This is a genomic window from Flavobacterium sp. ACN6 (assembly GCF_002304005.1).
In the GTDB taxonomy this organism is placed as follows: domain Bacteria; phylum Bacteroidota; class Bacteroidia; order Flavobacteriales; family Flavobacteriaceae; genus Flavobacterium.
The window spans coordinates 1-11,593 of sequence record NZ_MRCQ01000006.1 but is presented as its reverse complement, the minus strand read 5'-3'; the positions used below and the strand labels follow the sequence as shown (position 1 = coordinate 11,593).

General features: G+C 33.1%; 11 protein-coding genes and 1 pseudogene. 8 read left to right on the top strand and 4 right to left on the bottom strand.

The window, feature by feature from the left end; genetic code table 11:
* Window positions 1-6: 6 nt before the first annotated feature.
* The 4 genes from BSF42_RS10490 to BSF42_RS10475 all read right to left on the bottom strand — a co-directional run bounded on the left by BSF42_RS10490 (window position 7) and on the right by BSF42_RS10475 (window position 2,785).
* Entirely contained in the window at window positions 7-609 is a 603-nt protein-coding gene (locus tag BSF42_RS10490; RefSeq protein ID WP_095953049.1) for a trimeric intracellular cation channel family protein, read from the bottom strand.
* A 51-nt stretch (window positions 610-660) separates the two neighbouring features.
* Window positions 661-1,071, bottom strand: a complete 411-nt coding sequence (locus BSF42_RS10485; protein ID WP_095953048.1) for a PH domain-containing protein — start codon at window positions 1,069-1,071, stop codon at window positions 661-663.
* A gap of 12 nt (window positions 1,072-1,083) precedes the next feature.
* Window positions 1,084-1,935: a hypothetical protein gene (locus BSF42_RS10480; RefSeq protein ID WP_095953047.1), complete on the bottom strand. Its 852-nt coding sequence runs from the start codon at window positions 1,933-1,935 to the stop codon at window positions 1,084-1,086.
* A 106-nt stretch (window positions 1,936-2,041) separates the two neighbouring features.
* Window positions 2,042-2,785 carry an RDD family protein gene (locus tag BSF42_RS10475; protein ID WP_095953046.1) on the bottom strand — a complete coding sequence of 248 codons (744 nt, stop codon included), beginning with the start codon at window positions 2,783-2,785 and terminating at the stop codon, window positions 2,042-2,044.
* Window positions 2,786-2,805: 20 nt separating this feature from the next.
* Here BSF42_RS10475 and BSF42_RS10470 point away from each other — a divergent pair, with 20 nt between their 5' ends.
* The 8 genes and pseudogenes from BSF42_RS10470 to BSF42_RS10430 all read left to right on the top strand — a co-directional run bounded on the left by BSF42_RS10470 (window position 2,806) and on the right by BSF42_RS10430 (window position 11,476).
* Complete coding sequence (locus BSF42_RS10470) at window positions 2,806-3,786, top strand: stage II sporulation protein M (RefSeq protein WP_095953045.1); 981 nt, start codon at window positions 2,806-2,808, stop codon at window positions 3,784-3,786.
* A gap of 9 nt (window positions 3,787-3,795) precedes the next feature.
* On the top strand, window positions 3,796-4,572 hold the full coding sequence (locus tag BSF42_RS10465; RefSeq protein WP_095953044.1) for a DUF4129 domain-containing protein: 777 nt from the start codon (window positions 3,796-3,798) through the stop codon (window positions 4,570-4,572).
* Window positions 4,565-5,770 carry a DUF4350 domain-containing protein gene (locus BSF42_RS10460; protein WP_095953043.1) on the top strand — a complete coding sequence of 402 codons (1,206 nt, stop codon included), beginning with the start codon at window positions 4,565-4,567 and terminating at the stop codon, window positions 5,768-5,770. Before BSF42_RS10465 ends, BSF42_RS10460 begins: the two co-directional genes overlap by 8 nt.
* Window positions 5,771-5,847: 77 nt before the next feature.
* The gene (locus tag BSF42_RS10455; RefSeq protein ID WP_095953042.1) at window positions 5,848-6,861 is read left to right on the top strand and encodes a MoxR family ATPase; all 1,014 of its coding nucleotides are present in this window, start codon (window positions 5,848-5,850) and stop codon (window positions 6,859-6,861) included.
* Window positions 6,862-6,953: 92 nt separating this feature from the next.
* A complete protein-coding gene (locus BSF42_RS10450) occupies window positions 6,954-8,285 on the top strand; it encodes a DUF58 domain-containing protein (protein ID WP_095953041.1) in 1,332 nt (443 codons plus the stop codon).
* Between the two features lie 167 nt (window positions 8,286-8,452).
* Window positions 8,453-9,532 (top strand): phosphoglyceromutase, encoded by a 1,080-nt coding sequence (locus tag BSF42_RS10445; RefSeq protein ID WP_095953040.1) that lies wholly within the window; start codon window positions 8,453-8,455, stop codon window positions 9,530-9,532.
* Between the two features lie 48 nt (window positions 9,533-9,580).
* Window positions 9,581-10,516, top strand: a pseudogene (locus BSF42_RS22685) (DUF2167 domain-containing protein).
* 171 nt (window positions 10,517-10,687) lie between these two features.
* Entirely contained in the window at window positions 10,688-11,476 is a 789-nt protein-coding gene (locus BSF42_RS10430) for an RNA methyltransferase (protein ID WP_095953037.1), read from the top strand.
* Window positions 11,477-11,593 lie beyond the last annotated feature (117 nt).

The following is an 11,593-nucleotide window of genomic DNA, read 5'->3' as shown; positions in this document are numbered from 1 at the left end:
TTTAATTTATTTATGATCAAATGCTTTTAAATGCCATTTGTATTTCACTGCCAGCAATCTAATAACTATAATTACCAATGATGTAACTAAATATAAAACATCGACGTTTAAATTTAGTGTTCTTAAACCAAAAAATACGAATCCGCCCAAAATACAGATTGTGGCGTATATTTCTTCTCTAAAGACGTTCGGAATTTCGTTGCACAAAATATCTCTTATTACGCCTCCAAAACAAGCCGTCATTGTTCCCAAAGCAATACAAATTCCAGGATGAAGTCCGATCATGATTCCTTTTTCTAGTCCAATCAGCGTAAAAACCCCTAAACCAATTGTATCGAATAGAAATAGTGAAGTTCTAAGTTTATCAAACTTTTTCCTGAAAATAATAGCCAGAAAAAAACCTAAAATAATAACGTATACGTACTGCATATCGCGCATCCAGCCTACTGGCGTACGCCCGATTAAAACATCACGAAGTGTTCCTCCTCCTACCGCGGTAACAAATGCAATAATAAAAACCCCAAACGGATCCAATTTTTTATGCATGGCTGTCAAAGCGCCAGACATAGCAAACGCCATTGTCCCAATAATATCAAGTAAGTGAAACATTTCTTCTTAAGTTAAAAAGATGCAAAGATGCAGAGATTTTAGTAATTGTCCTTATTTTTTTAATACTATTTTTATGTCAGGATTTACTCTCTTTAGCTCTTTTAAAAATCTATTTTTATCTTTTGGTGAGATTAACAGCGTATTAAATTTATTATATAAAATTTCTAATCGGTTAAAAGAAAGCGCCGGCGAACTTATAATATTAAAAGTCTCCGACACTTTTTGTACGTCTTTAATTTCAATTAAAAAATTAAAGAAATAACCACATTTTATTTTCAGTTTATCGCCTTCAATGACATAAAAAGTTGTTAAAAAAGAGTAGACAACATAACTGACTACAATTAGTATAAAAATAAAACCAACCCAATTTTGATCATAAGCTAATCTTATTAGTATCAGCGTAAATAATATGCCAACAAGAATTGTAAACCATAAATCAATTTTAGATTTGAATTTTTGCATTACTATATTCTGTTATTTTTTAACGTAAATCGGACTTCTTTTTAAAAGGTAAGTAACAGAATCCATCCAGCTGTCTTTTACTGCCAAGAAAGGTTTACGGGTTTGAGAATATATTTTGTCTTTATTTTTATACATGTCAAAATACACTGTATAATAGTAATACGCCTGATTGTTTGCGGTAGTTGTCGAAACATCATTTGTTTTTAGCTTTTTATTATTGTCGCTTACTTTTGCACTTCCGCTGTTATAAGTGGTTGCAGTTGTACTAGTACCAATAGTATACGAAACTTTTGCTGCAACAATATTATCAACGCCGAGAATTTTTTCGAGATCTTCAATTGGCGTTTCGTCAATGTTATTGTGGTCAATTCCCGCTTTGTGCAGTAAACTGTTTGTTGTTCTTAAATCCTGAACAGTTAACGGAAAAATATTAGACGATTTATCGAGAAGTTTGTTGTAAAGATCATTTTGAGCAAATTTTGCCATGTCTTCGGAACTTTCCTGAGTATCTGAATTTACATACGGTACCGGAAGTACAGCAATTGTATTAGGCTTCATTTCGGAAGAAACTATTGCTGATGAACCGGAAGATGACGGCGCGCTGTTTCCTGCACTAACATCAAAAGTTTGTGATCTTCCGCTGGCAAAATCAATTCTGGCAATTTGTGAAACGTCAAGCGAAATCTGCAGTGTTTCTCCTGGAAGTGAATATTCTACTGTTCTATCAGATATTTTTGAAATGGTTCCTTCAATAATCTGATAATCTCTTTTTATTATTTTATCTAATTTTTTTCCGCCTTGAGCGAAACTAAAAACGACAGCAAACAACATTAATACAATAAGGAATGGTTTTTTATTTTTCATATCAGGAAGTTTTAATTTAAAAATGTAAGAGATAATAAATCAGTTAAATATAAAAAATTAAAACGTAAACCTGAAAAACAATTCGCAATAATATTAAAGAAAAAAATTACATATGCTGGGTATAGAAATTGTAATCTTTCAAAATTACTCGGATAAAATCGCTGTTATTTCCAGATTGGTTTTTAATGCCGGTTACATTTTCAATTTTTGCTACTAATTTATAAATGATTTCGTGATCATTTTTGGCTTCGGCTTTTTGATATGTTTCTTTAATGATGCGCATATCATTGTCTGAAAGTTTAATGACCAAAGGATAAGTCGGCACATAAGAATCGCCAATTTCTTCTAAAATAGTATGGCTGATATTAATTTTATTCTTTAAAGTAATAACCGCCGTTCCCGCTGCCATATCGCCCAATCGCTGTGACTTTTGACTTGTAATTACCGCTATAATCCCTGGAAGACCAAAAAGGCTGAAAAAATCGATTACCCTAAAAAACCATCGCACTAAATAATCGCCAAAACCAGCTTGATAACCGTCAATTTTAACCACTTTAATTTTGACTAATTTTTTTCCCATTGATTGTCCTTCAAAAACACTTTCGAGAACTAAAGAGTACACTATAATGGGCGAATAGATAAATAAATAAATGGCTCCTTTAGACCAGCCGTCTATGTTTGCCATTATGCGTTCGACTTGAAGCCAGTCAAAAATAACCAGCGAAACCGTTAGCCAATAGCAAAATATAATAGCCAAATCGATAAAAAAAGCACCCAATCGCTCGCCTACAGAAGCGGCAATAAAATTTATTTTGACATTTTGCGTCGTATTAATAGATAATTCTGACATATTTTATATTTTAGCCAACAATGAGAGAAATCGCTTTTATAAAACAAAATAAAGAAAAATGGCTCGAATTCGAGCTGGCAATTTTCGGTAAAGCTAAAAAAAATCCTGATGAATTAGCTAATTTATACATTCAAATGATGAATGATTTGGCGTATGCCCAAACGTATTACCCTAAAAGTAAAACGGTTGTCTACTTAAATCATCTTGCATCTCAGATTTATCAAAAAATTTATAAAACCAAACGAACAGACAGCAATCAAATTATAGATTTTTTTAAAATTGATGTGCCGCTGCTGGTTTACGAATACAAAAGGTATTTGTATTATGCTTTTATATTGTTTTTTGTCACCGTTTCGATCGGAGTGCTTTCTGCCCGTTTCGATCCCGATTTTGTTCGCTTGATTTTAGGTGACGAATATGTAAATATGACTTTGGCAAACATCAAAAAAGGCAATCCAATGGCTGTATATGGTTCTGGCAGTAATTGGGGTAGTTTTATTGGTATTACGGTAAACAATCTTTTTGTTGGCGCTAAATGTTATTTCTACGGAATTTTTGCCGGTATAGGAACTTTTAGCATTTTTCTTCAAAACTGTATTATGCTCGGTTCGTTTCAATATTTCTTTTACGAACATGGTGTTTTCTGGAAAAGCGTTCGAGGAATTTGGATTCATGGTTCTATGGAAATTTTTGCCATAGTGATAGAAACTACTGCTGGATTTATTTTAGGTGCTTCTATTCTGTTTCCTAAAACTTTCTCGAGAATAAATTCTTTTAAAATCGGATTTAAAAACAGTTTTAAAATATTTTTAAGTACTTTTCCTTTCACAATAAGTGCCGGTTTTTTAGAAGGTTTTATTACCCGATATTCTATCGATATGCCAAATTGGTTAAGCAGTTTAATTATTTTAGTTACGCTTGCGATTATTTCATTTTATTACTTGATTTATCCTTTTATTGTGCACAAAAAAATTCATTCTTTAACCGCCAAAAATCTTTAAGACCAAGTAATGACAAGATTATTATTTATTTTATCTTTTCTTTTTTGCTGCGGCGTTTCTAAGGCTCAGGATTCAATTGTTATTCCTGAAGAACCACCAAAAATTGCTGGAATTAAATATACCGAAAAGGATATTCAAGTTGATTCGAATACTGTCGAAGCCAAGCATTTTGAGAAAAACTTCAAAAAAAAATATACTGATCCCGAATTTATCTACGAATATAAAGAACCTGAAAAAAGCTGGTGGGATCATTTTATTCATTGGCTGGCGGGAATCTTTGCAAGTCTTTTCAAATTTAAAAGTGTCAAGACATCACTGAATTTTGTTGCTATTTTATTTAGGGTTATTGCTGTTTTAGTAGTCATTGTATTGATTTACTTTATTGCTAGAGCTTTGACGAAACAAGAGGGTAAATGGATTTTTGGAAAAAATGCCAATAAAAAATCCATCTTTTATTCTGATGCCGAAAAAAATATTCACCTTTTAGATTTCGAAAAACTAATAAAAGAAAGTATTGAAACAGGTGAAAGAAGAATCGCTGTTCGATATTATTATCTCTGGCTTTTAAAAGTTATGGCACAGCATAATTATATTGAATGGGATATCGAAAAAACAAATTCAGATTATTTATACGAATTAAGGCAGCCTTCTCATAAAGAAGAATTTACCTATTTGTCTTATTTGTACAATTATATCTGGTACGGCGAATTTGAGATTGATGATGCCATATTTAGAAAAACGGAAAACAGATTTAAAAAAGCTTTAAAAACCTTTGGTAATGGATAAAAATGTAAAAATATACATTGCTGTACTGGTTTTACTTTTCGGTATAGTACTTTTAACAGACAAGGGAAAACCAAAACCTATTGACTGGACTCCCACCTATTCTGTAAATGATAAAATTCCGTTCGGATTGTACATTTTCGATCAGGAATTTAATAACTTTTTTAAGAATCAAAAAGTCAAAAAAATTTCTAGTGAAACACCTTATGAATATTTGGATTCGCAATACGACGATAATGATGATGTAGAGAATTATAAAATTAAAGGTACTTTCATTGCTATTTCTGAAGCCAACAATATTGACGACCAATCTATGAAAGAGATTTTATATTTTGTTTCGCATGGAAATAAGGCTTTTTTGAGTATGAAAGCATTTCCGAAACTATTACTCGATTCTTTAAAAGTCGAATTAAAGACTGATTTTATGCCATCGGAAAATGTTTCAATCTGGATGGCGAATAAAAAAGTAAGCTCAAAAAAATATACTTTTAATACGGGTTTAAGCGATTACTTTTCGAAAATAGATACTCTTAATACAAAAGTTTTAGGCTATCAAAACAGTAATAAAAATAAGAGACAAGTTAATTTTATTGAAGTTCCGTATAAAAATGGTTATGTGTATTTACACACACAGCCGGTAGCTTTTACCAATTACAACCTGCTGAAAAAAGATCATTATCAATATGCAGAAAATGTATTGTCTTATTTTACAAAAGGAAATGTATTTTGGTACAATAAGAGCGTCAATGATAAAAGAATTTCCAATTCTCCACTGCGTTATATTTTATCGCAGCCTGCCTTAAAATGGGCTTGGTATTTAGGTTTAATTGGTATTTTGATTTTTATGATTTTTAATGCGAAACGCAAACAGCGCGTTGTGCCAATTGTAAAACCATTGCAGAATCTAACAGTCGATTTTACCAAAACAATCGGGAATTTATATTATCAAGAAGGCGATCATACCAATATTATTGATAAAAAGATTATCTATTTTCTAGAAAAAATCAGAACAGATTATTTGATTGATACGACAAATTTAGATGATGATTTTGTGCAGAAACTGCATTACAAAACTGGTAAAGACCAAAAAGACATTCAAGAATTGGTCGATTTAATAAATAATCATAGAAAGAGTTATCACGGAAGTCTTGAGGAAGATTTGATCCGAATAAATACAGCAATAGAAAAGATTTTACATTAATAGAAATAGTGCCACAGCTTAAAAGATTAATAAAGACAATCATTTTAATCTGTGGCAAAAAATAAAACATACCAATTATGGACGATATCAATACAACATCAAACGAAATCACGAATGATAATGTGAATTTTGAAACCAGAATCAATTTAGGTCCTCTTTTAGAGCACGTAAATACGATTAAAAAAGAAATTGAAACTGTAATTGTTGGGCAGCACAAAATGGTTGACCAGCTTTTGGTTGCTATTTTATCAAATGGACATGTCCTTTTAGAAGGCGTTCCTGGAGTTGCTAAAACTATTACAGCCAAATTATTATCCAAAACGTTGAATATTGGTTTCAGCAGAATTCAGTTTACGCCAGATTTAATGCCGTCGGATATTTTAGGAACTTCTATTTTTAATTTGAAAAATTCAGAATTTGAATTTAAAAAAGGACCTATTTTCTCCAATTTAATTTTAATTGATGAGATTAACCGTGCGCCAGCCAAAACGCAAGCTGCACTTTTTGAAGTTATGGAAGAACGCCAGATTACAATTGACGGATCTGCTTATCAACTAGAAGCCCCATTTTTGGTTATCGCAACGCAAAATCCAATTGAGCAAGAAGGAACTTATCGTCTTCCTGAAGCGCAGTTAGACCGTTTTCTTTTCAAAATCACTATCGATTATCCAAAATTAAATGAAGAGATTTTGATCATTCAAAGAGAACATTCTTTGCAAGATCACGGAAAATTAGATGCTATAAAAACCATTCTTTCTGCCGAAGAAATCAAAGAATACCAAGGTTTGGTTAAACAAATTAGAGTGGAGCAAAACTTATTGGAATATATTGCTCGTATTGTAGTAAATACGCGTGAAAATGCCTTTTTATATTTAGGAGCTTCTCCTCGTGCATCGATTGCAATATTAAATGCTGCGAAAGGTTTTGCTGCGATCCGCGGACGTGATTTTGTTACGCCGGAAGATATTAAAGAAGCTGCAATTCCTGTTTTACAGCATCGTGTAATTGTTACGCCAGAGCGTGAAATGGAAGGTATTACAAGTTCAGAAATCATTAAACAAATTATTGAAACAGTTGAGATTCCGAGATAGTTTTCAGTCGCAGTCGCAGTTTTCAGTTATTCTGATTCCTGAAAACCGAGACTGAAAACCGAGACTGAAAACTGAGACTGAAAACTAAAAAAATGAAATTCATAAAAAGTCTATACCTGAATAATTTCTTTTTCTATGTGCTTTTAGGCATTATAGGAATGTTTATCTGTGCTTTTATTTTTCCGAATCTTTATAATGCGGTTTGGCTTATTGTTTTGGCAATGGTGACTTTTGTATGCCTTGACGTTTTAATTCTATATATAGCAAGAACTGGCCTTGAAGCAGAGAGAATTACGCCAGAAAAATTATCAAATGGAGATTTAAATCCGATACGAATCAATTTAAAAAATCACTATAATTTTCCTATTTCAGTTAAGATAATTGACGAAATTCCGTTTCAGTTTCAAGTGCGCGATTTCAAAATTATAAAAACGATAAAAGCTTCGACACAAAAAGAAATCGGTTATGACCTTCGCCCGACAGAACGCGGTGAATATCATTTTGGCGCTTTAAACGTTTATGTTTCTTCCCCTTTACGATTGATTTCAAGAAGATTTTCTTTTGATAAAGATCAAATGGTTCCAACATATCCCTCTTATATTCAGTTAAGAAAATACGATTTAATAGCTTTTTCCAATAATTTATTTCAATACGGAATCAAGAAAATCCGCCGAATTGGTCATACAATGGAATTCGAGCAGATTAAAGAATATGTGCAAGGCGACGATTTAAGAACATTAAACTGGAAAGCTACTGCCAAAAGAAATTCTTTAATGGTCAATCAGTTTCAGGATGAAAAATCGCAAACCGTTTATATGGCAATTGACAAAGGCCGCGTGATGCAGATGCCTTTTGACGGATTGAGTTTATTAGATTATGCAATTAACTCGGCTTTGGTTTTATCGAATGTTATTTTGAAAAAACAAGATAAAGCGGGACTTTTTTCTTTTTCTAAAAAGGTAGAAAACAGAGTTTTTGCCGAAAGAAGAGGTTCTCAAATGCAGAAAATACTCGAAACATTATACAACGTAAAAACCGATTTTTTCGAAAGTGACTACAGCAGATTGTATGTTGATATTAAGAAAAACATCAATCAAAGAAGTTTGATTATTCTGTACACGAATTTTGAAACAATGGACGGTTTAAATCGTCAATTACCTTATTTAAAAGGAATTGCCAAAAGTCATTTATTGGTCGTTGTGTTTTTTCAAAATACAGAATTAAATGGCATCATCAATAAAAAAACAACCACCATTCAGGAAGTTTATGATAAAGTGATTGCCGAAAAATTCATGTTCGAAAAACGATTAATTGTCAACGAACTAAAGAAATATGGAATCCACTCTGTTTTAACACAGCCTGAAAATCTTACGCTTGACGCTATTAATAAATATTTGGAAATTAAGTCGAGAGGAATTTTGTAAAGGTTGTAAAGGTTGTGAAATGCTTGTTGTGAAATGTGAAATGGTGAATTCATTTATCTTTTATTAATTTATGGTTACATTACGTTATCACGTAAGAATTGATTAATTAAATTAAGTAGTTTTGAAAAAATTTAAATTCAATCAATGTAATTTCAAACTAATAAAAAATGAAAAATTCGATTCTAATTCTGTTCATTTTATTAAGCTGGAAATCTTTTGCGCAAAAAACAGAAAACATAATCATCATTACTACAGATGGTTTTAGATGGCAGGAAGTTTTTAAAGGAATGGATGCTGCAATTGCCAATGATAAAAAATTCAATCAGGGAGACAGCGCTTACATTTATAAAAAATATGCCGATGCCGACATCAAAGAAGCACGCAAAAAACTAATGCCTTTTTTCTGGTCTGAAATTGCATCAAAAGGACAGATTTACGGCAATAGGGATTTAGGAAATAAAGTCGATGTTGCCAACCCGTATTGGTTTAGTTATCCGGGGTACAGCGAAATCATGACTGGAAATGTTGATTTAAAAGTAAACTCAAACGGCTACAAAGCTAATCCGAATGTCAATGTTTTGGAATTCTTAAATCAGCAGTCCAAACTAAAAGGAAGAGTAGCGGCTTTTGGCGCTTGGGATGCTTTTGATAGAATTCTAAACGAAGAAAGAAGTGGTTTCCCCGTAATCTCTGCTTTTGATAAAGTGGGTGGAAACAAACCAACTTCTGCTCAAAATTTATTAAATGAAATGCGTGATAATTCGTTTAAGCCTTTTCATCAAGACGAATGTCTGGACGTTTTTACGCATTATCAGGCAATGGACGAACTGAAAACAAAAAAGCCAAAAGTATTGTATATCGCTTACGGGGAAACCGATGAATGGGCACATCACGGGCAATATCGTTCGTATTTAGATGCTGCAAATCAAGTTGATAAATGGATTCAGGAAATTTGGACTTTTATTCAAAATGATCCACAGTACAAAAATAAAACTACTCTTTTTATAACCGTTGATCACGGCCGCGGTGACAAAGTAAAAGCACAATGGACGGATCATGGTTCTGATGTTCCTGGTGCATCTGAAATTTGGTTTGCAGCAATGGGGCCAGAAATTGCTCCAAAAGGAGAGATTAAAACCAACTCACAATTCTATCAAAAGCAATTTGCCCAAACTTTAGCCAAATTTATGGGATATGATTTTAAAACCTCGCATCCTGTCGAAAAGGAAATTTCAGAATTATTTTAACGAAACCAAAAAAACCTAAATAATTAATTAACCGTTTAAATCAACCCAATGAAAAAAACACTACTACTTGTTTTGTTATGGACGATCTCAATCTCCAAAATGACGGCGCAGCAATCCACTGATACGTTAAAAGCGTATTACGACAAAATTGAAAAATCGTTCAATTACGAATCAGGAAAAATTACACTTCCTGAAGGCGACGGAACTTTAAATGTGCCTAAAGGATTCAAATTTTTAAATGCCGAACAAACCCAAAACGTTTTAACCAGTCTATGGGGAAATCCAGAAGATAAATCTATTCTGGGATCAATTGTTCCAGACGGAAAAGGTGTTACGCACATGGACAGCTGGATGTTTGTAATCAGTTATCAAGGTGATGGTTACGTGAAAGATGATGACGCAGATGATATTGATTATGATGATCTTCTTAAAACAATGAAAGAAGATGTTGCTGCAGCAAATGTGGAACGTAAAACGGCTGGTTATCCTGAAGTACAGCTAATTGGCTGGGCATCTAAACCATTTTATGACAAATAGTTAAAAGTATTGCACTGGGCAAAAGAATTGCAGTTTGGCGCAGATAAAGACCATACTTTAAATTATGATTTAAGAGTTTTAGGGAGAAAAGGAATGTATAATATTTCTGCCGTTGCTGGTGTAAATCAGTTAGAAGAAGTAAAAGCTAGTATTCCTGGAATCATCAAAAGTGTTGAATTTAATGACGGAAACAAATACTTAGATTTTGATGCCGATACCGACACGGTTGCCGCTTGGACAATTGGCGGATTAGTGGCTGGAAAAGTATTAGCAAAAGTGGGATTCTTTGCCATCTTGGCAAAATTTGGAAAAATCATCGTAATCGGAATTATAGCGGCTTTTGCAGCAATCAAAAAATTCCTTTTTGGCAGTAAAGACCAAGTAGTTTCAAAACCTGCTGAAGAAGAAACGGCACTTTTAGAGGAACATAATTCTACAGAGGAATAGCTTTTTTGCCGCGAATTTCAAGAATTTACACCAATTCATTTTGTTTCATTACGAGAAGAATTAGTGTAAATTATTGAAATTTGCGACAACCTTTTTATAGGTTTTAAAAATCTTGCCGTAAGAAAAAATCTCTGTACCTTTGCCACTTTGCAACTTTGAGCCTTTAAAAAAATGAAACAAATCACTTCAATTCAAAATCCGTTTATAAAATCTTTGGTTCTACTTCAAGAAAAAGCCAAAGCCAGAAAACAAACCGGAACATTTTTGATCGAAGGTTTGAGAGAAATTTCATTAGCGATAAAAGGCGGTTACGAAATTGAAACTGTTTTATTTTTACCAGAATTAGTTACTGAAACAGAAATCAACAAACTGATTCAGAATTCATTTCAAATTATCGAAATCAACAAAGAAGTTTATCAAAAATTGGCTTATCGAGATACAACCGAAGGAATTTTGGCTGTAGCCAAAAGCAAATCCTTAAAACTATCCGACTTAAAATTATCAGACAATCCGTTGATTTTAGTTGCCGAAGCACCTGAAAAACCAGGAAATATTGGTGCAATTTTAAGAACCGCAGATGCTGCAAATCTGGATGCTGTTTTAATAGCCAATCCAAAAAGTGATTTATACAATCCGAATATTGTGCGTTCTAGTGTCGGCTGTTTGTTTACCAACCAAATTGCGACTGGAAGTACAGACGAAATCATTACTTTTTTGAAAGAAAATAAAATCGATTTTTACTGCGCGACACTACAAAATTCAACTTCTTATCATACCCAAGATTTTACAACTCCAACCGCTTTGGTTGTGGGAACAGAAGCGACTGGCTTAACACAAGAATGGCGCGACGCCGCAACTCAAAATATCATTATTCCAATGCAGGGCGAAATTGACAGCATGAATGTTTCTGTCGCAGCCGCAATTCTTATTTTTGAAGCAAAAAGACAAAGAGGTTTCTAGAGGTTCTGAGGTTCTGAGGTTCTGAGGTTCTGAGGTTCTGAGGTTCTGAGGTTCTGAGGTTCTGAGGTTCTGAGGTTCTGAGGTTCTGAGGTTTTGAGGTTCTGAGGTTCTGAGGTT

Excerpts from the sequence above, each read along its gene's own strand:
- BSF42_RS10485 (WP_095953048.1), bottom strand. The coding sequence starts at position 1,071 with ATGCAAAAATTCAAATCTAAAATTGATTTATGGTTTACAATTCTTGTT.
- BSF42_RS10430 (WP_095953037.1), top strand. The coding sequence starts at position 10,688 with ATGAAACAAATCACTTCAATTCAAAATCCGTTTATAAAATCTTTGGTT.
- BSF42_RS10480 (WP_095953047.1), bottom strand. The coding sequence starts at position 1,935 with ATGAAAAATAAAAAACCATTCCTTATTGTATTAATGTTGTTTGCTGTC.
- BSF42_RS10475 (WP_095953046.1), bottom strand. The coding sequence starts at position 2,785 with ATGTCAGAATTATCTATTAATACGACGCAAAATGTCAAAATAAATTTT.
- BSF42_RS10445 (WP_095953040.1), top strand. The coding sequence starts at position 8,453 with ATGAAAAATTCGATTCTAATTCTGTTCATTTTATTAAGCTGGAAATCT.
- BSF42_RS10450 (WP_095953041.1), top strand. The coding sequence starts at position 6,954 with ATGAAATTCATAAAAAGTCTATACCTGAATAATTTCTTTTTCTATGTG.
- BSF42_RS10460 (WP_095953043.1), top strand. The coding sequence starts at position 4,565 with ATGGATAAAAATGTAAAAATATACATTGCTGTACTGGTTTTACTTTTC.
- BSF42_RS10490 (WP_095953049.1), bottom strand. The coding sequence starts at position 609 with ATGTTTCACTTACTTGATATTATTGGGACAATGGCGTTTGCTATGTCT.
- BSF42_RS10465 (WP_095953044.1), top strand. The coding sequence starts at position 3,796 with ATGACAAGATTATTATTTATTTTATCTTTTCTTTTTTGCTGCGGCGTT.
- BSF42_RS10455 (WP_095953042.1), top strand. The coding sequence starts at position 5,848 with ATGGACGATATCAATACAACATCAAACGAAATCACGAATGATAATGTG.
- BSF42_RS10470 (WP_095953045.1), top strand. The coding sequence starts at position 2,806 with ATGAGAGAAATCGCTTTTATAAAACAAAATAAAGAAAAATGGCTCGAA.